This is a genomic window from Streptomyces sp., assembly GCF_031181705.1.
GTDB lineage: Bacteria > Actinomycetota > Actinomycetes > Streptomycetales > Streptomycetaceae > Streptomyces.
This window is the reverse complement of record NZ_JAPSKN010000003.1, coordinates 1-20,586: the sequence shown is the minus strand read 5'-3', so window position 1 is coordinate 20,586 and position 20,586 is coordinate 1. Positions and strand designations below refer to the sequence as shown.

Sequence of the window (20,586 nt, the reverse complement as noted above, 5' to 3'; positions counted from 1 at the left end):
CCCTTCAGGGGCGCGGGGAACCGCGCGGACGGCCACGACGTACCGGCAGCCCGCGATCCACCCGCGCCCCCGCGGCGCTCAGCGCTCGAGCCGCCCGTTGAACCGCCGCGGCAGCCCCAGCGGGTTCTCGTCCCGCAGCTCCGCCGGGAGCAACGCCTCCGGGGCGTTCTGATACACCACCGGCCGCAGCCACCGCTCGATCGCCGTGCCGCCCACCGACGTGGATGTCGACGTCGTCGCCGGGTACGGCCCACCGTGGTGCTGCGCGGGCGCGACCGCGACCCCCGTCGGCCAGCCGTTGACGAGCACCCGCCCGGCCAGCGGCGTCAGTTCCCGCAGCAGCTCGGCGCCACGGCCCTGGCCCGCGGCCTCCTCCTCGGACAGCTGCACCGTCGCGGTCAGGTTGCCCGGCAGCCGCGACAGCACGGCCTTGACCTCGGCCTCGTCCTCGTAGCGGGCCACCACGGTGACCGGCCCGAAGCACTCCTCCAGGAGCAGGTCGTGCTCGCCCTCCTGGGCCAGCCTGCTCGCGGGGACCGTGAGGAAGCCCGCGCTGACGGTGTGCTCGCCGCCCGCGCCGGGCGTGACCGGCGACTCGACGTCGGGCAGTTCGGCCCGCTCGGCGACACCGGCGACGAAGTTGTCGCGCATGCGGTGGTCGAGCAGGACCCCGGCCTCGGTGTCGCTGACGGCGTCGGTCAGCGACTTGAGCAGGGCGTCGCCGGCGGCGCCGGAGGGCGCGAGGACGAGGCCCGGCTTCACACAGAACTGGCCGACGCCCAGCGTCATCGAGCCGGCGAGGCCCGAGCCGATGGCCTCGGCGCGCTCGGCGGCCGCGGCCTCGGTGACGACGACCGGGTTCAGCGAGCCCAGCTCACCGTGGAACGGGATCGGCACGGGGCGGGCGGCCGCCGCGTCGAACAGGGCCCGGCCGCCGCGCACGGACCCGGTGAAGCCGGCCGCCGCGACCAGCGGGTGCTTGATCAGCTCGACGCCGGCCTCGAAGCCGTGGACCAGGCCCACGACGCCCTCGGGGATGTCGTGCCGGGCGGCGGCGCGGCGCAGCACCTTGGCGACGTACTCGGACAGGGCCGGGTGGTCCGGGTGGGCCTTGACCACCACGGGGCAGCCGGCCGCGAGGGCGCTCGCGGTGTCGCCGCCGGCGACGGAGAAGGCGAAGGGGAAGTTCGAGGCCGAGTAGACGGCGACGACGCCGAGGGGGACCTTGTAGCGGCGCAGGTCCGGGATCGGCGGGGTGGCGGTGTCGTCGGGGTGGTTGATGACGACGTCGAGGAAGGCGCCCTCGTCGACGATGTCGGCGAAGGCCCGCAGCTGGTAGCAGGTGCGGGCGAGTTCGCCGGTCAGCCGGACCGGGCCGAGCGCGGTCTCCGCGTCGGCGGTCTCGACGAGTCCGTCCTTGGCCGCCTGCAGCTCCTCGGCGGCGCTGCGCAGGAAGGCCGCGCGGACGGTACGGTCCGCGAGCGAGCCGCGCGCCTCGTGCGCGGCACGGACGGCGGCGTCCACCTCCTGGGCTGTGGCCTCCACCGCAACCTGCTCGCGCTGCTTCCCGGTTCGGGGATCGACACTCCAGACTGGTGCTGCTGCCACCGCGGGTCCCTCCACACATGTAATGCCGCAGTACTGGGTCATCCACCAGGGGCGTTCGATATACTGAACGCTGTCTCCGATGATGAATATGCTTCGGAGACTATTTCCCGTCGAACGAAGGGGTCAAGGGCGATGTCGGCTGGCGAGACGGGCGGCGGGGCGCAGGTCAAGTCCGCGGTACGCACGGTTGAACTGCTCGAATACTTCGCCGGGCGTCCCGGTATGCACTCGCTCGCGGCGGTCCAGGAGGCCGTCGGCTACCCCAAGTCCAGCCTCTACATGCTGCTGCGCACGCTCGTCGAGCTGGGCTGGGTGGAGACGGACGCCACGGGCACCCGCTACGGCATCGGGGTGCGGGCCCTGCTGGTGGGCACGTCGTACATCGACGGTGACGAGGTCGTCGCCGCGGCCCGCCCGACCCTGGACCGGCTCTCGGACGACACCACGGAGACCATCCACCTCGCCCGCCTCGACGGCACCAACGTCGTCTACCTCGCCACCCGCCAGTCGCAGCACTACCTGCGCCCCTTCACCCGGGTCGGCCGCCGGCTGCCCGCGCACTCCACGTCCCTCGGCAAGGCGCTGCTGAGCACGTACTCCGACGAGCAGGTCCGCAAGATGCTCCCGGAGACGCTGCCCGCGCTGACCGAGAACACGATCACCGACCGGGAGAAGCTCATCGAGGAGCTGCACCAGGTGCGCGAGCAGGGCTTCGCCGTGGACCGCGAGGAGAACACGCTGGGGCTGCGCTGCTTCGGCGTGGCGATCCCCTACCGGACCCCGGCGCGGGACGCGATCAGCTGCTCGGTGCCCGTGGCCCGGCTGACGCCGGCGCACGAGCAGCTGGTGAAGGACGCGCTGTTCGACGCCCGGGACCGGCTGACCCTGGCCACCCGTAGGCTCTGAGGCATGAACGTCGAGCTGCGCGCGGTCCACGACAGCGACCTGCCGGTCTTCTTCCGGCAGCTGAACGACCCCGAGTCGCTCCACATGGCGGCCTTCACCCCGGCGGATCCGTCGGACCGGGACGCCTTCGACGCCCACTGGGCCCGGATCCGTTCCTCCTCGGACGTGGTGCGCACGGTGCTGGCCGACGGTGACGTGGTGGGCAGCGCGGCGGTGTACGGGGTGCCGGGCGAGCGCGAGGTGACGTACTGGATCGACCGCGCGTACTGGGGCAAGGGCCTGGCGACGGCCGCCCTGCGGGCGCTGCTGACGGAGGTGCCCGAGCGTCCGCTGTACGCCCGGGCGGCCGCGGACAACGCGGGATCGCTGCGGGTGCTGGAGAAGTGCGGGTTCCGCGCGGTGGCCTCGGTCAGCGGCTACGCGCAGGCGCGGGGCGCCGAGACCGACGAGACGGTGCTGGTCCTGGAGGGCTGAGCCGGGCGGGAGGGTCTCCCCCGTGCGGCGGAGACGGATCGTCGGCGCGCAGGAGGTGGCCGCGGGCTTCGCCACGGCAGCCTGGGCGCATGACGCAGTCGCTCCCTCCCCGCACCACTGCCGGTCCCGGTCGCACCCGGCGGATCCTCCGTGCCGTCGCCGTCGTCTCCTGCCTGCCCTACCTCGGGCTCAAGGCCGCCTGGATCGCCGGGAGTCACCTCGGGATCCCCGCGGGCAGCGCGCTGCTGGACGACCGCCTCACCATGGCTGTGATCAACACCCTCTCCGTGCTGCTGGACAGCGCGGTGATCGTGCTGGCGCTGGTGCTGACCCGGCCGTGGGGGCTCAGGGTGCCCGCGTGGCTGCTCGCGTTCCCGGTCTGGGTCGCCACCGGGCTGCTCGCGCCGATCATGGCGGGCTTCCCGGCACAGCTGGCCGTGCGGGCGTTCGGCGGCGGCGGCGGTGCGCGGCCGGCGGGGCGGGAGCCCTTCCTGGCGGAGTGGGTGTTCGCCGTCGTGTACGCGGGGTTCCTCCTCCAGGGCCTCGCCCTGGGCGGGCTGTTCGCGCTCCACGCACGGGACCGCTGGGGGCGGCTGTGGCGCGGGCGGGTGTGGGAGCTGCCCGTCGGCGACCTCAAACCGGCCCATCGCGCCCTCGCCGTCGCCGCCACCGTCGCCGCCCTGCCGCCGCTCACCCTGCACCTGCTGTGGGCCTGCGGCGGCACCGCCGGGCTCGGCGCCGGGCGGGCCGCCGGCCGCACCGGTGACTTCCACGTCCTGGAGGCCGTCTTCGCGTGCTTCCTGCTGGCGGCCGTCGCCGGAGCGCTGTCGCTGGCCTTCCGGCGCGGCCGGGCCCTGCCCGTGGCCGTGCCGCTGGGCCTCGCCTGGGTCGGTTCCGGGGCCGTGGCCTGTTGGGGCGGCTGGCTCTCGCTCGCCTCCCTCGGAGGTGTCAAGGACGTCGCGGACCGGCCGACGCCGCTGATGAGCCTCGCCTACGCTGGGCAGATGCTCTCCGGCTTCCTCGTCGCGGCCCTCGGCGCCTACTTCTTCGCGGAGCGTGCGGCCGGGTCCGCGCGGCGGACGGCGTGAAGGGTGCCGCCCGGTTCCTGTTCGGCCGGCGGGCGCGGCTGCGCTGGGTGCATCTGATCCTCGGCGGCGCGCTCGCCATGCCCTACGTCCTGGTCGGGGAGGCGGTCATCGGCCCGGTCACCGGATCGCGGAACGTCTTCGGGTCCTTCCCGCTCCAGCTCGCCTCGTTCGGTGTGGGACTGCCGATCGCCGCCGTCACGTCCCTGTTCCCGCTGACCCGGCCGCTGGAGGCCGCCGCCGTGCGCTGGCTGTGCGGGGTCGACGCGGAGCGGCTCGCCCTCGAACCGGCCCGCACGCGCGGTGAGAAGGGGCGCACGGCGGCCTGGTTCACGCTGCACCTAGGCGTCGGCGGGATCATCGCGGGGATGTCGCTGGCCCTGCCGCCGTTCGCCGCCGTGCTGATCGCGCTGCCGGTCTTCGCGGGACTGCGCGGTACCCGGCTCGGGCTGCCCCAGGTCCTCGACCACACCTGGGCGCTGGCCCTCGCTCCGGTCGTGGGCCTGGTCTCGCTCGCGGCTCTGGCGGGCTGCGCGGCCGGCTGCGGCGCCCTGCTGGCCCACTGGGCGCCGAGGCTGCTGGGGCCCACGCCGCAGGACCGGCTGGCCGCCGCCGAGGCACGCGCCGCCGACCTCGCCGTGCGCAACCGGCTGGCGCGGGAGCTGCACGACTCCGTCGGGCACGCGCTGAGCGCGGTCACCCTGCAGGCGGGCGCGGCCCGCCGGGTCCTGGACTCCGACCCGGAGTTCGTGCGCGAGGCCCTCGCCGCGATCGAGGACACGACCCGGCGCACGGTGGGCGAACTCGACGCCGTGCTGGGCGTGTTGCGCGAGGGCGACGGTCCGGGCACAGCCCTGGCGCCCACCCTCGCCGCCGACCTGGACGGCCTGCTGGCCCGGACCCGGGCGGGCGGGCAGCGCGTGTCCGCCACGGTCGCCGCCGACGTCGGGGCGCTGCCCCCGCTCGTGTCCCGCGAGGCCTACCGCATCGTGCAGGAGGGGCTGAGCAACGCCCTCAGGCACGCCGGTGAGGGGGTCGCCGTGGACGTGCGGATCGGGGTGGCGGACGGGGAACTGACGATCACCGTGGAGAACCCGGTGACCGGGCCGGTGTCCTCCCGGCCCGGCGGCGGCCACGGCCTGCGGGGCATCGCGGACCGGGTCAGGCTGCTGGGCGGCACGATGACGGCGGGAACCACCGGACCGGCCCGGGAGGTCTTCCGTCTGCACGTACGCCTGCCGCTGAAGGGACCCGCATGAGCCGCCCGAGCCCGATCCGCGTCGTCCTGGCCGACGATGAGCGCATGGTCCGCACCGCGCTGCGCGCCATCCTCTCGGCCGAGCCCGACCTGGAGGTGGCGGGCGAGGCGGCCACCGGCGCGGAGGCCGTCTCCCTCGTGCGGGACCTGCGTCCGGACGTCGTCCTCATGGACGTCCGGATGCCGGGCATCGACGGCATCCGCGCCACCGAGCAGATCCTGGCCACCCTGGCCGAGCCGCCCCGGATCGTCGTCGTGACGACGTTCGAGAACGACTCCTACGTGTACGACGCGCTGCGCGCCGGGGCCGCCGGGTTCCTGCTGAAGCGGGCCGACGCCGACGCGCTCGTGCAGGCGGTCCGGCTGGTGGCGCGCAGCGACAGCCTGCTCTTCCCGGCGGCCGTGCGCACCCTGGCCACCGAGCACGCCCGCGCGCACCCGGCCCCGCCCACGTGGGTGGCGAAGCTCACGGCGCGCGAGGGGGAGGTGCTGCGGCACCTGGCGCGGGGCCTGACCAACGCGGAGATCGCGCGCCGGCTTCGGGTCGGCCCGGCCACGGTGAAGTCGCACGTCGCGGCGGTCCTGGCCAAGACGGGCACCCGGGACCGGACGCAGGCGGTGATCGCGGCGTACGAGGCGGGCTTCCTGAACGGCGGATGAGAAAAGGGGGCGGGCGGAGGTGAACCCGGACGGACGGGAACGATCCGCCCCGCGCGACTCGTCTTCCAGTTCGGTATGAACAAGACGATCAGGCGCGCATCGGTCTTCACACTGCTGCTGGTGTTGGCCCTGCTGGTCAGGGCGACCTGGGTGCAGTTCTACGAGGGCCGGGCGCTGGCAGACGACAAGGACAACCGGCGGAACGCGATTCTGACGTACTCGGCGCCGCTCGGGAACATCATCGTGGGCGGCCGGTCGGTCACCGGCTCGGCCCCGACGAAGACGGGCGACCTCAGGTACAAACGCACGTACACGGACGGCCCGCTGTACGCGGCGGTGACGGGATACGCGTCGCAGGCCTACGCGCCGACCCAGCTGGAGGGCATCTACACCGACCTGCTCAACGGCACGGACAGCCGTCTGAAGTCGGTGCTGGACACGCTCACCAACCAGCGGGCCGACCCGGGCAACGTGGTGACGACGATCGACCCGGACGTGCAGAAGGCGGCGTACGACGCGCTCGGCGACAAGAAGGGCGGGGCCGTCGCCCTCGACCCGCGGACCGGGAGGATCCTGGCGGTCGTGTCGACGCCGTCCTACGATCCCTCGTCGCTGACCGACGCCAACACGGCGGGGGCGGCCTGGAAGAAGCTCACCGGGGATCCGGACAAGCCGCTGACCAACCGCGCGCTGCGGCAGCCACTGCCGCCCGGTTCGACGTTCAAGCTGGTCGTGGCCGCTGCGGCGCTGGAGGACGGGCTGTACTCGTCGGTCGACGAGCGCACCGACAGCCCGGACCCGTACACCCTGCCGGGCACCACCCGGCAGCTGACCAACGAGAACCCGAACGCGCCCTGCACCAACGCCACGATCCGCACGGCGCTGGAGTACTCGTGCAACAACGTCTTCGCGAAGATGGCCGTGAAGCTCGGCGAGGACAAGGTCAGGGCGATGGCCGAGAGGTTCGGCTTCAACGACGACGAGCAGGACGTGCCGGTCCGGGCCTACACGAGCGTGTACCCCTCCGACATGTACCCGTCGGAGACGGCCCTGACGGGCATCGGCCAGTTCGACGTCACCGCCACGCCCCTGCAGATGGCCATGGTGTCGGCGGCCATCGCCAACGGCGGCAAGCTGGTCGCGCCGCACCTGGTTTCGCAGATCACCGGCAGCGGCGGTGACGTGCTGCAGGACTACGACGACCAGGCGGGTGCAAAGGAGATCGTCTCCGCCTCGACCGCCGAGCAGCTGCAGTCGGCGATGCGGACGGTCGTGGAGACGGGCACGGGCACGAACGCGCGGGTCCCGGGCGCGACGGTGGGCGGCAAGACGGGCACGGCGCAGCACGGCGAGAACAACAGCCAGGTGCCGTACGCCTGGTTCACCTCGTACGGGAAGTCCGACGCGTCGGGCAAGGAGGTCGCCGTGGCGGTGGTCGTGGAGCAGTCGGACGCGGCCCGCTCGGAGGTCAGCGGCAACGGGCTCGCGGCGCCGGTCGCGAAGGCGATGATGGAAGCGGCGCTGAAGGACTGAACCCCGGCCGGGCGAAAGGCGTCTGTACGAGCGAAGGGCCGCCCCCTTCCCCCCGGGGGCGGCCCTTCGCCGTTGCTTCGCCTGCTTCGCCTACTTCGCTCCCAGAAGCTGCTCGATCGGATCGATCGCGAAGTACACGAGGAACAGCGCCGAGGTCGCCCACAGCAGCCAGTGCACCTCCCTGGCCTTGCCGAGGACGGTCTTGATGACGACGTAGGCGAGGAAGCCGGCGCCGATGCCGTTGGTGATGGAGTAGGTGAACGGCATCACGGCGATGGTGAGGAACGCGGGGACCGCGATGTCGTAGCGGTCCCAGTCGATGTGCTTGACCTGGGTCATCATCAGGAAGCCGACCGCGACCAGGGCGGGGGCGGCCGCCTGCAGCGGGACGATGGTCAGCAGCGGCGTCAGGAACAGGGCGAGGGCGAACAGGCCGCCGGTGACCAGGTTGGAGAAGCCGGTGCGCGCGCCCTCGCCGACACCGGCAGCGGACTCGATGTAGGAGGTCGCGGAGGAGGCGGAGGCGGCTCCGCCCGCGACGGCCGCGGCGCCGTCGATCAGCAGCACCCGGCCGAGGTTCGGGACCTTGCCCTCCTCGTCGAGCAGGCCCGCCTCGGCGCTGATGCCGACGACCGTGCCCATGGTGTCGAAGAAGTCGGACAGGATCAGCGTGAAGACCAGCAGGACGACGGTGACGACGCCGACGCCGGGAGCGCTGAAGGCGCCGAACAGGTCGAAGTCGCCGAGGAGTCCGAAGTCGGGCGCGTCGACGATCCGGTCGGGCCAGGACGGTGTGGTCAGGCCCCAGGACTTGATGTCGGCCGTGGCGTTGATCACTATGGCCACGGCCGTCATGGTGACGATGCTGATCAGGATGGCGCCCTTGACCTTGCGGGCGAGCAGGGCGACCGTCAGCAGCACGCCGAGGCAGAAGACGAGGATCGGCCAGCCGGTGAGGGTGCCGGTGCCGCCCAGCTGCACGGGCACGGTGGTGTTGGCGGCGTCCGGGATGCGGCTGACGAACCCGGCGTCGACGAAGCCGATGAAGGCGATGAACAGGCCGATGCCGACGCTGATCGCCTGCTTCAGCGGCTGGGGGATGGCGTGCATGACGGCCTCGCGCAACCCGGTCACCACCAGCAGGCAGATCAGCAGGCCTTCGAGGACGATCAGGCCCATCGCGTCGTCCCAGCTCATCAGCGGGGCGATCTGGAAGGCGAGCACGGCGTTCAGGCCGAGTCCGGCGGCCAGCGCGAGGGGGAGGTTGCCGGCGACGCCCATGATGATCGTCATGACGGCGGCCACCAGGGCGGTGGCGGTGGTGAGTTGGACGGCGTCCAGCTGGTGCCCGGATATGTCCTTCGCGCTGCCCAGGATGATGGGATTCAGGACGAGGATGTAGGCCATCGTGAAGAAGGTGGCGAAGCCGCCGCGTATCTCCCGGCCGAGGGTGGAGCCCCGCTCGGAGATCCGGAAGAACCGGTCGACGCTGTGGGCCGGGGGCGGGCCGGCGGCCGGCCGGTCGGTGACCTGCTGCGGTTCGGACATCGTGCGTGCTCCTCGGTGCCGGGTGATCTGTGTGCGGATGCTGGCCGGATTGTGCCCGTGCTGAACCCGGTTCGGGTTTTCTCCGTGTTACGGAATCAGAGTTCGGCCCGCCACACGCCGTTCGAAGCTCCGTACGAACCATCCCGGGATCGCTGCTACGCTTCCGGATCTCGTCCGGTCCCCTCCGGATGACCACATGTCATCTACATGACACTCACAGGGCGCCCCCGTCCGGGAGTGCCCGCGCCGCTGCGAGGAGAGGTCGCCCGTGGGCACAGTCGTCGACGACGCCGCCTCCGTGGAGTTCCACGCCTTCTTCGAGCGCCACTACGCCGAACTGTCCCGGCTGGCCTTCCTGCTGACGGGCGAACCGGACACCGCCGACGACCTGGCGGCGGACGCGTTGCTGGCGCTGTGGCACCGCTGGGACCGGGTGCGCGCGGCCGACCATCCGGCGGCGTACGCGCGCGGGGTGGTGGCCAACCTGGCCCGTACCCGCATCCGCAGCGCGGTGCGCGAACGGCGGCGCGTCGCGCTGTTCTGGTCGCAGCGCGAGGAGCGGACCGAGAACCCCGACGTCGCGGGCGTCGTCGACGTCCGGGAGGCCCTGCGCAGGCTGCCGTTCCGCAAACGGGCCTGTGTGGTGCTGCGGCACGCCTTCGACCTCTCGGAGAAGGACACCGCGCTCGCCCTCGGCGTCTCGGTGGGTACGGTGAAGAGCCAGACCTCGAAGGGGATGGCCGAACTCCAGCGGCTGCTGGGTACGCAGGGGGTGCCGCAGCGGATGCACGCGGCGCTGGGCGCTCCCCGCTGCTCACCCGCCGTGGAAGGCTTGCGCACCGGTGAGGGCGGAGGAAGGGACCGATGACGATGCGGCGGGACGTGCACGAGGAGCTGCGCGCCCGGCTGCACGAGGCGGCCGGGAGCCACGAGCCGGACCGGGAGCGGATCCTGGCCCGGATCGAGCGCGGGATGACCGGTCCGGCCGCTTCCGGCCATCGGGCGACGCGTCCGCCGGTGGTCGGCTGGCTGCGGGTGGCGGGCGCGACGGCCGCGGTGGCGGGGGTGCTGGCGGTGGGCGGGTACGCGGTCGCGTCCGCGGTGAAGGAGGAGGCCGCCCCAGAGCAGCGGGAGGTGGCGACGTCACCGACGCCCACCCCGTCGCCGCGGGCGACGAGCCGGGCGCCCGCACCGCCGGTGGACCCCGCGCCGAGCAGCTCGCCCGAGGAGCGGCGGCCGAGCCCGCCGCCCTCGCGCCCGCCGAGCCCTTCCGCCCCGCAGCGGACGCCGGCCGCGACCGAGGACGGGCCGGTGTGGTCGGACGGCTCGGTCGACCCGCACAGCAACGACTTCTGGGCGCAGAGCAATGTCACCCTCAAGAACCGCGAGCAACTGACCGCGCTGACCGTGCGGTTGCGGATCGCGCAGACCGGCGGTGTCTCCGAGACGGGCGCCTGGCGCACCCTGCCCGAGGGCGACTTCACGCTCACGGTCGCCGAGGAGGACGGCTTCCTCGTCTACACCTGGACGCTCAGGGAGGGCCGTACGGTCCCGGCGGGCGAGTGGGTGTTCGCCGGGCAGTACGACCACGACCGCGGGGGCCGGGACGCGGGCGCGGACCGCTACTCGGTGACGGCTGCGACCGGTTCCCGGCAGCTGTCGGTCGGCGGTGGTTTCGCCGCCGTGGGCGGCGGCGAGGGCGACTCGTGAAAAAAACCGGAAGACGCGGCAACCCTTTCCTCACCGGTGGCGACCACTTCGCGCAAGAGTCACCACCCATCTGAGGAATCGGTACATGACTGCACCAGCAGAACAGCGCGTCCGCCACCGCCGCCGGGTCACCAAGCGGCGGGCGGTGATCGCCGGGGTGTCGGCGTTGGGCATCACCGGAGCGGCGGTCATCACGACGTCGATGCTGTCGACGGCGGGCGCCGCGTCCTCCTGGCCCACGGACAAGGGCAAGACGCCCGTGTCGAAGACCATCGCGGTCTCCGGTGTCCGCGACGGCGGGATGAAGATGTTCTACGGCACCGGCGCGCTCGGCGGCGACAGCCAGGACGAGGGCCAGGACCCCCTCTTCGAGCTCGCCGACGGCGCGGTGCTGAAGAACGTCATCATCGGCACCCCGGCCGCCGACGGCGTGCACTGCAAGGGCAGTTGCACGCTGCAGAACGTGTGGTGGACGGACGTCGGCGAGGACGCGGCCAGCTTCAAGGGCAAGTCCTCCTCGGCGGTGTACAAGGTGATCGGCGGCGGTGCGAGGAACGCCGACGACAAGGTGCTGCAGTTCAACGGCGCCGGCACGCTGAGCGTCTCGGGCTTCCAGGTGCAGGACGCCGGCAAGCTGGTCCGCTCCTGCGGCAACTGCAAGACGCAGTACAAGCGCACGATCGTGCTGGACGACATCGACGTGACGGCGCCGATGAACTCGATCGTCGGGGTGAACGCCAACTACGGTGACACGGCCACGCTGTCGCGGATCCGCATCCACGGCGACAGCAAGAAGAAGATCAAGACCTGTGTGCGCTTCGAGGGCAACAACACGGGCAAGGAGCCCACGGAGCTGAAGCCGGCCGGCCCGGACGGCAAGACCTGCAAGTTCAAGGCCTCGGACATCAGTTACCAGTAGGGCCTGCCCCCGCCCTGTGACTCCGGCCGGCCCCGGTCCCCCCTTGGGCCCGGCCGGACGCCGGGTGCCCGGCCCCCCAGCCGGACCACCGGCACCACGACCCTCCGGAGCCCCCCTCCGGACGGTCGGACGGCACCGGCCGAGCCCCCCTCGGCCGGTTCGCGGGACGCCCCCGCCGGTTCGCACCCGGCGGGGGCGTCGTCGTGTGCGCGTGCGCGGCGCCCGGACGGCGCCCGGCACGTTTCGAAAGTTTCCGGACCACCGGCCTCCCGCACACCCGTTGACGCACCGCTCCCGTCCGGTGACACTCCGAGGGCCGCCATCCAACAGAATCCCCCAGACTCCGACAGGAAGTGTCATGCGCCCCCGCATCGCCCGCACGCTCCTGCTTCCGTTCCTCGCCCTGGCCGGCCTCCTGCTGACCCTTCTGACAGCCCCGCACAGCACCGCGGACCCCGGAGCCCCACCCGTGAAGCAGCCCGAGTACGCCGGCTACCTCTTCGCCTACTTCACGGGCGAGGGCACCGCCGACGGCGAGCAGATCCGCTACGCCCTCAGCCGGGGCAACGATCCGCTGCACTGGCGCGAACTGAACGCCGGCAAGCCGGTCCTGACCTCCACGACCGGCGAGAAGGGCCTGCGCGACCCGTTCGTCATCCGCTCCCCGGAGGGCGACAAGTTCTACCTGATCGCCACCGACCTGCGGATGTACCGCAACTCCAGCGGCAGCTGGGACCAGGTGCAGCGGCACGGCAGCAAGTCGATCATGGTGTGGGAGTCCACCGACCTGGTCCACTGGACCGACCAGCGCCTGGTGCGGGTCTCCCCGGACAACGCGGGCAACACCTGGGCACCGGAGGCCTACTGGGACGACGAGCTCGGCTCCTACGTCGTCTTCTGGGCGTCGAAGCTGTACGCCGACGACGACCCGGAGCACAGGGGCGACACGTACAACAAGATGCTGTACGCGACGACGAAGGACTTCCGCACCTTCAGCGAGCCGGAGATCTGGAACGACCCGGGTTACTCGGTGATCGACTCCACGGTCGTGAAGTACGGGGACGAGTACTACCGCTACACCAAGGACGAGCGGGACCCCGGCTCCGCCGGTCCCTGCTCGAAGTTCATCACCGGCGAGAAGTCGGCCTCGCTGACGTCGACGAGGTACGACTTCGTGGCGGACTGCATCGGCAAGGGCGCGATGGACCGCGGTGAGGGGCCGACGGTGTTCAAGTCGAACACCGAGAAGAAGTGGTACCTGTTCATCGACGAGTACGGCGGCCGCGGCTACCTCCCCTTCGAGACCACCGACCTCGCCTCCGGCCGGTGGACCCCGTCGACGGACTACCAGCTCCCGGCGAGCCCCCGGCACGGCACGGTCCTGCCGGTCACGCAGGAGGAGTACGACCGTCTGCTGGCCGCGTACCCGGCCACGCCCACCTCGGTGGTGGACGCGACGGCCGGGCACCAGAAGGGGTACGCGATCGTCACGGACAGCGCCTCCAAGGTGGTGCTGCCGATGGAGCCGGGCGCCGACCTGCGGCGTCTCGCCCCCAAGCTGTGGGTCGGCGAGGGCGCCACGCTGAGCCCGGAGCCGGGCACCCGCCGCGACTTCCGCAGGCCGCGGACGTACACGGTCACGGCCGCCGACGGCACCAAACGGACCTGGACGGTCGAGGCGGTCCGCACCCGCAGCCCGCTGCTGCCCGGCCTGAACGCCGACCCCGACGTGCACCACCTGAACGGCCGCTACTGGATCTACCCCACGACCGACGGCTTCCAGGGCTGGAGCGGCACGAAGTTCAAGGCGTACTCGTCGAAGGACCTGGTCCACTGGAAGGACCACGGTGTCATCCTCGACCTCGGGCCGGACGTGAGCTGGGCCGACAAGTACGCCTGGGCGCCCGCGATCGCCGAGCGGAACGGCACGTACTACTTCTACTTCTGCGCCGAGCAGCAGATCGGCGTGGCGGTGGCCGACTCCCCCGCCGGCCCCTTCAAGGACGCGCTCGGCGAGCCGCTGGTCGCCAAGGGCGGGTCCCTGCAGGGCCAGATGATCGATCCGGCGGTCTTCACCGACGACGACGGCCAGGCCTACCTGTACTGGGGCAACGGCCGCGGGTACGTGGTGCCGCTCGCCGACGACATGGTGTCGTTCGACGCGTCGAAGGTGCGGGACATCACCCCGGCGAACTTCCGCGAGGGCTCCTTCGTGATCAAGCGGAAGGGCACGTACTACCTCATGTGGTCGGAGGACGACACCCGCAGCGAGAACTACCACGTGGCGTACGCGACCGGGCCGTCCCCGCTCGGCCCGTGGACCAAGCGCGGAACGATCCTCCAGAAGCGGCCCGAGTACGGCATCCTCGGCACCGGTCACCACTCGGTGGTGAACACCCCCGGCACCGACGACTGGTACGTCGTCTACCACCGCTTCGCCCTCGACGGCCCCGGCAGGCCGGGCGGCGACGGCATGCACCGCGAGACGACCGTCGACCGCATGGAGTTCACGGCCGACGGCGCCATCGAGCCGGTGACACCGACGCTCGGGGGGATCGAGCCGGTACGGCGGTGAGCCTCACAGGACGTCGTCGAGCCAGCTGAAGACCTCGTCCTGCAGCGGGGCGGTGAAGACGTGGCCCAGCTCCGGCCACGTCTTCACCCGTATCCGGTCCTCGGCGTTCCGCGCACGCCACACGGCACGCAGCTTGTCGTACGCGACCCGCACGCCCTCGGCCGGGAACAGCGGGTCCAGGCCGCCGTGGAAGAACAGCGCCGGCTTGGGCGCGGCGATGCTCGCCACGTCCGGCAGGTCGAGGTGCCGGGCGAGCCCGGGGTGGAGCATGCAGTACGCGGACTGCCCGCGCAGGGTGTTGTTGCCGGGCACCATCATCTCCTTGAGCCCGGTCATCCAGCAGACGCTCGCGGCGGCCGCCACGTGGTCGCTGAGGGCGGCGGCCTGCCAGGCCCGGTAGGCGCCCATGGAGAAGCCGACGGCCGCGACCCGCCGGGCGTCGACCCGGTCGAGTCCCGCCAGGAAGGCGGCGGCCCGTTCGTCCTCCCGGGCCATGAGACCGGCGAGCGAGGAGCCGAGGTGGAAGAAGCCGGCCGCCAGCGCCTGCTGCTGCTCGTAGGCGAGGGGCCCGCGGTCGCCCCAGCCGAGCGCGTCCAGGCACAGCACCACATGCCCCCGCCGGGCCAGTTCGTCGCCGACGAACCGCCCCCCGTAGCAGCGGTCCGCCCAGGCGGTGGCGGAGGCGAGGCGGGTGTCGTCGTACCAGGGGCGGACGAGCTTCTCCTTGCCGATGTCGAAGCGGGAGCCGTGGTCGTGCAGGAGCAGCACGGCCGGGAAGGGGCCGCGGCCGTGCGGGGTGAGCAGGGCGCCGCGCACCGGTGCGTAGCGGGTGAGGGAGACGGTCACCAGTTCCCGGTCGTACCCCCCGCCCGGGACGCGGCCGGTGAACTCCGGCGCGAACGGCACCCCGTCCTGCCGCTCGACGAGCAGGTGCCGCTCGACGGCCGCCCGGGCGGTCTTCCGCCAGGCCGGGGCGTCGCGGACCGGGGACCGGCCCCAGGCGAGCGGGAAGGTCAGGGCGTCCTTCAGCGCCGGGTGGAAGCCGGGCAGCGGACCGTCCACGACCCCCGCCTCCGCCCCGCTCAGCAGTTCTCCTTCCACGGCTCCCAGTCGCCGAGGTGGGCGGCGCGGGTCGCGGACCGGGCCTGTTCGTCCGTGAGTTGGGGCCGGTTCTCGGGGACGGTCACCTTCGCGCCCGGGCCGGTGTTGCGGTACTCGGCGAACCGCATGCTCTGCCAGGGGTGGGCCGCGCGCATGTCGGCGTACGGGGCGACCGCGTCGATGCCCGGGCCGAGCCAGGTGTCCCGGACGGTGAGCATGGGCCGGGCGGTGAGGTCGGAGCTGGGCACCCAGGGCCGGGCCAGCTTGTAGAAGCCGTCCGGTGCCTCGCTGCTGACGCGGCTGCGGGTGACGAGGTAGCCGAGCGGGTTGGCCCCGGCGGTCGACGGCGCGAACACGAACCCGTACGGGGCGCCGGACAGGTCGGTCCGCGACAGCGTCCGGAAGTGGCACCGCTCGAACACGGCCGTCGCCCGCCCGAAGACGAAGTCGACGTCCCCCTCGGCGTAGCAGTGGGCGAAGTACTGGCGGGCGAAGGCGCCGAGGGCCGTGGAGTCGGCGTACAGGGTGTCCTGGTGCCCGAGGAACCGGCAGTGGTGGAAGGCCGACCGGTCGCCCTGGACCTTGAGGGCGACGGCCTGCGTGCCGGTGACGCCGGGGTGGCCGGCGCGCAGCCAGTCGTTGGCGAAGGTGATCCAGCGGGCGGTGAACCCGTCGGCCTGGACGGTGGCGGTGGCGGAACCGCTGGTGCCGTAGGTGCCGCCGCCCGGCTTGGGCGTCCCCGCCGCGTTGTCGTACACGATCACCACGTCCCGCGGGTCCTCGCTCGCGCCGATCCAGGTCATGCCGGTGCGGGCCGGGTCGACGGAGACCGTCTGCCGGTAGACGCCCGGGGCGATGACCAGGGTGTACCCGGGGCCGTTCGCGGCGGTCACGGCGTCCCGGACGGTGGTGACGTCACCGGCGCCGCCGGGGTGGACGTACAGGGTCCGGGGGTCCCGGCGGGCGGCCGGTGAGCCGTACCGGCCGAACGGGCGCGGACGCGCGGCGGCCCGCGCGGGCCCGGGCGCGAGGCCGAGGGCGGCGCCTGCCGCGGCGCCCGCGGCGAGGAACCCCCGGCGGGAGACGGAACGGTGGGGCTGCGCGGGCATGCGGCTGCTCCTTGGCGTGCGGCGGATGTGCGGGGAGGGGGAAGGGGCCGGGGCGGGACGCGGCGCGGACCCGCCCCGGCCGGTGCGTCGGAATCGGATCAGCACACGCGTCCGGCGCCCGCCCGGGCGTCGACGATGCCGGGCACGGCCTTCGCGGGGTCGATCCGGGTCCGCAGCGTCGGCGTCCAGCCGGCGCCCGACTGGAGCGTCTCGCCGGGGATCTCCGCGTTGTGCACGGCGATCAGGTCGACGGGCCTGCCGTTGACGACGTTGGCGTTCGCGGTGACCGGCGCCTCGCTCCACTTCTTGAGGATCTTCGCCGGGCTGAGGCCCTTCGCCAGCGTGAAGGCGTTGTGCTCGGCGACGAGCCGGGACTCCTTGCCGACGCCGTAGACGTAACCCCACTTCTGATTCTTGGTGACCACGAAGTGGTTGTTGTACGAGTCGACCTGCCCGAAGCGCACCCGGGGCGCCCGCTCGACGATGCCCTCGAAGCGGTTGTGGTGCAGGGTGACCTTCAGCTTGCCCGTGTCGTCGGCGGTGGCGCTGTCGCTGTTGCCGATCAGCATGGTCTTGTCGTGGTCCCGGAACGAGTTCCAGGACACCGTCACGTGGTTGGAGCCCCGCACGACGTCGAGCAGCCCGTCGTGCTGCTGGTAGGTCTTGCCGAAGTACGTCGGCAGCGAACTGTCCGGGTGGCGGCCGTCGGTGAGCGTGTTGTGGTCGATCCACACATGGGTCGACCCGTGGACGACCACGCCGTCGTACTCGGAGTTCCAGGCGCCGGTCCTGTTGTCGTCGGTCGGGTCCCACTGCGGGAAGCAGTCGACCGGCGCCTCGAAGGTCAGGTTGCGGACGATGACGTTGTCGACGCCCTTGATCTGCAGGCTGCCGCCGAGGATGCCCGCGCCCCTGCCGACGCCGATGATCGTGGTGTCGGCGGGCACGTTCGCCTTGATGGCCTTGTCCTGGTTGGCCGCGGACGCGGCCCGCAGCTCCTCCTGCTCACCGCTGACCGGCCGGTCGTGGCCCCAGACGGCGGGGTCGTAGGCGGCGAGGTACTTCTGCAGGTCGTACCCCTCGGCCGCGAACGCGTCGCAGCCCTCGGAGACGGCGTCGATCATCCCCTTCACCTTGATGATCCGGGGCGCCGTCCCGCCGTCCTCCAGGGCGGCCCGGAACTGTTCCCAGGTGGTGACGGTGTAGACGTGCGCGGCGTCGGCGGCGGCCCCGCCCGTGGTGCCCGTGCCGTACGAGCCCCAGCCGTCTCCGGCGGCCAGGGTCTGGCGGGTCGCGTCCCGGGGCCCGGCCTGGGCACCGGTGCCGGTGAGGGCGAGGACGAGCGCGGTGCAGCCGGCCAGCACCACCGCTCTCCCAATGGCATGATCATGACACTTGCGAACGTTCATGGTGCGGCTCTCTTCCTGCGTCGTCGGGGTGTTACGAGGTGGCCTGCGGCCAGCCGATCCAGGACTCGGGGACCGGCTCGTCCAGCCGCCGCACGTCCCGCGGGCCGAGCACCCGGCGCTGCAGCGACTCCCGTGCCACGAGCCGGGCCACGGCGATGGCACCCGGCGGGTTGAAGTGCGTGTTGTCCTGCTCGGTGGCGGTCCAGTTGAAGTACTTCTTCGTCTCCTCGGGCCCCAGCTCCTGCCAGAGGGCGAGCGAGAGCGCCTGGAGGTCGAGCAGCGCGACTCCCTCCTCGGCGGCGAGCGCCCGCATGGCCGCCGGGTACTCCCCGTGCGTCGGCAGGGCCTTGCCGCTCGCGTCGAACCGGCGCCGCTCCACGGACGTGGCGAGCACCGGCCGCGCCCCACGGGCCCGGGCCCCGTCGACGTACCGCCGCAGATAGTCCTGATACGTCGACCAGGGCTCGGTATGACGGGCGGGATCCTCCGCCTTCGCGTCGTTGTGCCCGAACTGGACGAGGAGGACGTCCCCGGGCCGTATCACGGACAGGACGGCATCGAGCCGCCCCTCGTCGACGAAGGACTTCGAACTCCGGCCGTTGACCGCGTGATTGGCGACGGCCAGGTCCTTGCGGAGGAAGAACGGCAGCGCCATCGCCCACCCGGTCTCGGGCGCGGCGTCGGCGTACTTCTGGGCGGCGGTGGAATCACCGGCGATGTGGAGAGTGCGGCGACGGTCACCGGCGTGCGCGGTCCCGCCGAGGGACAGCGCGAGAGGGACAGCGGCCATTCCCACGGCAGCCACTTGTCTACGGCTCAGAGACACGCGGAGTTCCTTCCGGACAGCGGATGGTGTGTTCCCCGGGGGCGCGGGGAACTGCGCGACAAGCCAGGGGCGGCCCGCACCTGCACACGCACAGGCCGTCCCACGGCGAAACCCGGGCACCTCACCCGTTCTGCTGGTTCCACTCCTCTCGCGCGGTGTTCAGCTGCTCCGCCATCGTGTCCAGGAAGTCCTTCGCGCTCATCTTCCCGAGCAGCACCTTCTGGAAGTTCGGCTCGTTGTCGGCCTTGGAGATCGTGTTCCAGTCCGGCAGGTAGTACGGCAGCTGCACGATCGTCGTGGAACCGTCCGACAACGCGCCCGCGGCCAGCTTCGTCGGCTCCGCCTTCGAGATCCACTCGTCCTGCGCCGCGTCGGTGTTCGAGGGCACCTGCCCCGCCGCCTCGTTGAACTTCGAGTTCTCCGCCTCGGAGGTGGCGAACTCGATGAACTTCCAGGCGGCTTCCTTGTTCTTGCCGCTCTTGAACAGCCCCAGCCCGTCCACCGGGTTGGACACCTGCACCCGCTTGCCACCGGGCCCGGTCGGCTGCGGGATGCCGCGGAACTTGTCGACCCCGAGCGCCTTCACGTGGTCCTGGTACGACCCGAGGTTGTGGTTCAGCATCCCGATGGTGCCGGAGTCCCACTGGGCGACCATCTTCGTGAAGTCGTTGTTGAGGTCGGCGGCCGGCGTGACCTTCTTGTACAGCGCCGCGTACTTCTCCAGCGCCTCGACGTTCTTCGGGTCGTTGAGCGTGGTCTTCTCACCGCTGGAGTCCCAGAACGACGTGATCCCGGACTGCCCGTACATCGCGTCCAGTGCCTGGGCGATGGAGCCGGCGCCCCCGCGGATGGTGTAGCCGAACTCGTTCCTGCCCTTGTTCGTCAGCTTTTCCGCGGCCTCGTAGAACCGGTCCCAGGTCGTGGGCTCCTGCAGCCCGGCCTTCTTGAACAGGTCGGTGCGGTAGTACAGCACACCGTTGTTCGCGGAGGTCGGGATCGAGTACAGCTTGTCGTCGCCGCCGGCCGCCTTCAGCGACTCGACCATGTCCTTGTTGAGCTTGCCCTCCAGGGACGACTCGGCCAGCCGCTCGTCGAGCGGCTCCAGCGCGCCCTGCGCGGCGAACCCGGCGATCATCGCCGATCCCACGCCGCCGACGTCCGGCAGGCCGCCGCCCTGGAGGGCGGTGTCGACCTTCGACTGGTACTCGGTCGAGGCGATCCCGACGTACTCGACGTCGATGTCCGGGTTGGCCTTCTCGAAGTCGGCGATGATCTCCTTCCAGATCTCGGTGCGGACACCGCCGTTGTTGTCCCAGAAGACGATCTTGCCCTTGCCGCTTCCCTCGGCGCCCTTGTCGCCGCCCGCCCCGCTGCCGTCGTCGCCGCAGGCGGTCGCGGTCAGCGCGAGTACGGCCCCCAGGGCGACGGCCGTGGCGGCGCGCCTGCTTCTGCGATTGCTGATCTTCATTGGTCGGCTCTCTTCTTCTTCTGGATCCAGCGGAACTCGGAAGGTGTGGGGGGTCAGTGGTGGGCGTGGGGTGCCCAGTCGTCCGTGCCCTTCAGACAGGCCACCGCGAGGCCCTGATCGCGGCCGGCGGTTCGGTGTCGCGGGTCAGCACCTGGCCGATCGCGTCGGGTTCGCCGGTCGTCTTCACCGCCGGGGCCTGCTCGCCCCTCAGCTCGTGCGCGGCCTCGTCGAAGTCGTTGCCGAAGGTGAGGTGGCGTCCGGTGCCGCGCAGCTCGATGTGCGGCTTGCCCGCCGGGATCACCACCTTCTCGCGGTAGGTGCCCGGCGCGATGCCGATCCGTACCGGCAGGTCGTCGCCGTCGGGCACGGCGTCCTCGGCGGCCTGCACGGTCGGGTG

17 protein-coding genes and 1 pseudogene are annotated in these 20,586 nt (G+C 72.1%); 10 read left to right on the top strand and 8 right to left on the bottom strand.

Going from position 1 to position 20,586, the window contains the following annotated elements:
- Nucleotides 1–78: 78 nt before the first annotated feature.
- Nucleotides 79–1,608 carry an aldehyde dehydrogenase (NADP(+)) gene (locus RIN80_RS01235; protein ID WP_309093559.1) on the bottom strand — a complete coding sequence of 510 codons (1,530 nt, stop codon included), beginning with the start codon at nucleotides 1,606–1,608 and terminating at the stop codon, nucleotides 79–81.
- A gap of 132 nt (nucleotides 1,609–1,740) precedes the next feature.
- Between RIN80_RS01235 and RIN80_RS01230 the strand changes: the two genes are divergently transcribed.
- The 6 genes from RIN80_RS01230 (at nucleotide 1,741) to RIN80_RS01205 (ending at nucleotide 7,524) form a co-directional block, all read left to right on the top strand.
- Entirely contained in the window at nucleotides 1,741–2,514 is a 774-nt protein-coding gene (locus RIN80_RS01230; protein ID WP_010037854.1) for an IclR family transcriptional regulator, read from the top strand.
- Nucleotides 2,515–2,517: 3 nt separating this feature from the next.
- The gene (locus RIN80_RS01225; RefSeq protein ID WP_309093558.1) at nucleotides 2,518–2,988 is read left to right on the top strand and encodes a GNAT family N-acetyltransferase; all 471 of its coding nucleotides are present in this window, start codon (nucleotides 2,518–2,520) and stop codon (nucleotides 2,986–2,988) included.
- 89 nt (nucleotides 2,989–3,077) lie between these two features.
- Nucleotides 3,078–4,076: a hypothetical protein gene (locus RIN80_RS01220; RefSeq protein WP_309093557.1), complete on the top strand. Its 999-nt coding sequence runs from the start codon at nucleotides 3,078–3,080 to the stop codon at nucleotides 4,074–4,076.
- The gene (locus tag RIN80_RS01215; protein ID WP_309093556.1) at nucleotides 4,073–5,332 is read left to right on the top strand and encodes a histidine kinase; all 1,260 of its coding nucleotides are present in this window, start codon (nucleotides 4,073–4,075) and stop codon (nucleotides 5,330–5,332) included. The genes RIN80_RS01220 and RIN80_RS01215 overlap by 4 nt, the downstream gene beginning before the upstream one ends.
- The gene (locus tag RIN80_RS01210) at nucleotides 5,329–5,991 is read left to right on the top strand and encodes a response regulator transcription factor (protein ID WP_309093555.1); all 663 of its coding nucleotides are present in this window, start codon (nucleotides 5,329–5,331) and stop codon (nucleotides 5,989–5,991) included. The genes RIN80_RS01215 and RIN80_RS01210 overlap by 4 nt, the downstream gene beginning before the upstream one ends.
- A 75-nt stretch (nucleotides 5,992–6,066) precedes the next feature.
- Complete coding sequence (locus RIN80_RS01205; protein ID WP_309093554.1) at nucleotides 6,067–7,524, top strand: penicillin-binding transpeptidase domain-containing protein; 1,458 nt, start codon at nucleotides 6,067–6,069, stop codon at nucleotides 7,522–7,524.
- A 90-nt stretch (nucleotides 7,525–7,614) separates the two neighbouring features.
- Here RIN80_RS01205 and RIN80_RS01200 read toward each other — a convergent pair whose 3' ends face one another.
- Nucleotides 7,615–9,072: an NCS2 family permease gene (locus RIN80_RS01200; protein ID WP_309093553.1), complete on the bottom strand. Its 1,458-nt coding sequence runs from the start codon at nucleotides 9,070–9,072 to the stop codon at nucleotides 7,615–7,617.
- Between the two features lie 268 nt (nucleotides 9,073–9,340).
- On the opposite strand from RIN80_RS01200, the gene RIN80_RS01195 reads away from it, so the two are divergent.
- From RIN80_RS01195 to RIN80_RS01180, 4 genes are all read left to right on the top strand, one after another.
- Complete coding sequence (locus RIN80_RS01195; protein ID WP_309093552.1) at nucleotides 9,341–9,940, top strand: SigE family RNA polymerase sigma factor; 600 nt, start codon at nucleotides 9,341–9,343, stop codon at nucleotides 9,938–9,940.
- Complete coding sequence (locus RIN80_RS01190) at nucleotides 9,937–10,782, top strand: hypothetical protein (protein WP_309093551.1); 846 nt, start codon at nucleotides 9,937–9,939, stop codon at nucleotides 10,780–10,782. The genes RIN80_RS01195 and RIN80_RS01190 overlap by 4 nt, the downstream gene beginning before the upstream one ends.
- 85 nt (nucleotides 10,783–10,867) lie before the next feature.
- Nucleotides 10,868–11,701, top strand: a complete 834-nt coding sequence (locus RIN80_RS01185; protein WP_309093550.1) for a pectate lyase — start codon at nucleotides 10,868–10,870, stop codon at nucleotides 11,699–11,701.
- Nucleotides 11,702–12,059: 358 nt separating this feature from the next.
- Nucleotides 12,060–14,276, top strand: a complete 2,217-nt coding sequence (locus RIN80_RS01180) for a family 43 glycosylhydrolase (protein WP_309093549.1) — start codon at nucleotides 12,060–12,062, stop codon at nucleotides 14,274–14,276.
- Between the two features lie 3 nt (nucleotides 14,277–14,279).
- On the opposite strand, the gene RIN80_RS01175 is transcribed toward RIN80_RS01180, so the two are convergent.
- From RIN80_RS01175 to RIN80_RS01150, 6 genes and pseudogenes are all read right to left on the bottom strand, one after another.
- A complete protein-coding gene (locus tag RIN80_RS01175) occupies nucleotides 14,280–15,377 on the bottom strand; it encodes a dienelactone hydrolase family protein (protein WP_309093548.1) in 1,098 nt (365 codons plus the stop codon).
- On the bottom strand, nucleotides 15,359–16,486 hold the full coding sequence (locus tag RIN80_RS01170; protein ID WP_309093547.1) for a pectinesterase family protein: 1,128 nt from the start codon (nucleotides 16,484–16,486) through the stop codon (nucleotides 15,359–15,361). The genes RIN80_RS01175 and RIN80_RS01170 overlap by 19 nt, the downstream gene beginning before the upstream one ends.
- Before the next feature lie 98 nt (nucleotides 16,487–16,584).
- Nucleotides 16,585–17,895: a pectate lyase gene (locus tag RIN80_RS01165; protein WP_309093546.1), complete on the bottom strand. Its 1,311-nt coding sequence runs from the start codon at nucleotides 17,893–17,895 to the stop codon at nucleotides 16,585–16,587.
- A 31-nt stretch (nucleotides 17,896–17,926) separates the two neighbouring features.
- Entirely contained in the window at nucleotides 17,927–18,721 is a 795-nt protein-coding gene (locus RIN80_RS01160; protein WP_309093545.1) for a rhamnogalacturonan acetylesterase, read from the bottom strand.
- A gap of 121 nt (nucleotides 18,722–18,842) precedes the next feature.
- Complete coding sequence (locus RIN80_RS01155; protein WP_309093544.1) at nucleotides 18,843–20,189, bottom strand: sugar ABC transporter substrate-binding protein; 1,347 nt, start codon at nucleotides 20,187–20,189, stop codon at nucleotides 18,843–18,845.
- A 91-nt stretch (nucleotides 20,190–20,280) separates the two neighbouring features.
- Nucleotides 20,281–20,586, bottom strand: a pseudogene (locus RIN80_RS01150) (hypothetical protein); the annotation flags it as partial.

Coding starts and splice junctions, on each gene's coding strand:
- RIN80_RS01165 (WP_309093546.1), bottom strand. CDS start 17,895: ATGAACGTTCGCAAGTGTCATGATCATGCCATTGGGAGAGCGGTGGTG.
- RIN80_RS01225 (WP_309093558.1), top strand. CDS start 2,518: ATGAACGTCGAGCTGCGCGCGGTCCACGACAGCGACCTGCCGGTCTTC.
- RIN80_RS01185 (WP_309093550.1), top strand. CDS start 10,868: ATGACTGCACCAGCAGAACAGCGCGTCCGCCACCGCCGCCGGGTCACC.
- RIN80_RS01205 (WP_309093554.1), top strand. CDS start 6,067: ATGAACAAGACGATCAGGCGCGCATCGGTCTTCACACTGCTGCTGGTG.
- RIN80_RS01210 (WP_309093555.1), top strand. CDS start 5,329: ATGAGCCGCCCGAGCCCGATCCGCGTCGTCCTGGCCGACGATGAGCGC.
- RIN80_RS01170 (WP_309093547.1), bottom strand. CDS start 16,486: ATGCCCGCGCAGCCCCACCGTTCCGTCTCCCGCCGGGGGTTCCTCGCC.
- RIN80_RS01180 (WP_309093549.1), top strand. CDS start 12,060: ATGCGCCCCCGCATCGCCCGCACGCTCCTGCTTCCGTTCCTCGCCCTG.
- RIN80_RS01230 (WP_010037854.1), top strand. CDS start 1,741: ATGTCGGCTGGCGAGACGGGCGGCGGGGCGCAGGTCAAGTCCGCGGTA.
- RIN80_RS01220 (WP_309093557.1), top strand. CDS start 3,078: ATGACGCAGTCGCTCCCTCCCCGCACCACTGCCGGTCCCGGTCGCACC.
- RIN80_RS01200 (WP_309093553.1), bottom strand. CDS start 9,072: ATGTCCGAACCGCAGCAGGTCACCGACCGGCCGGCCGCCGGCCCGCCC.
- RIN80_RS01155 (WP_309093544.1), bottom strand. CDS start 20,189: ATGAAGATCAGCAATCGCAGAAGCAGGCGCGCCGCCACGGCCGTCGCC.
- RIN80_RS01190 (WP_309093551.1), top strand. CDS start 9,937: ATGACGATGCGGCGGGACGTGCACGAGGAGCTGCGCGCCCGGCTGCAC.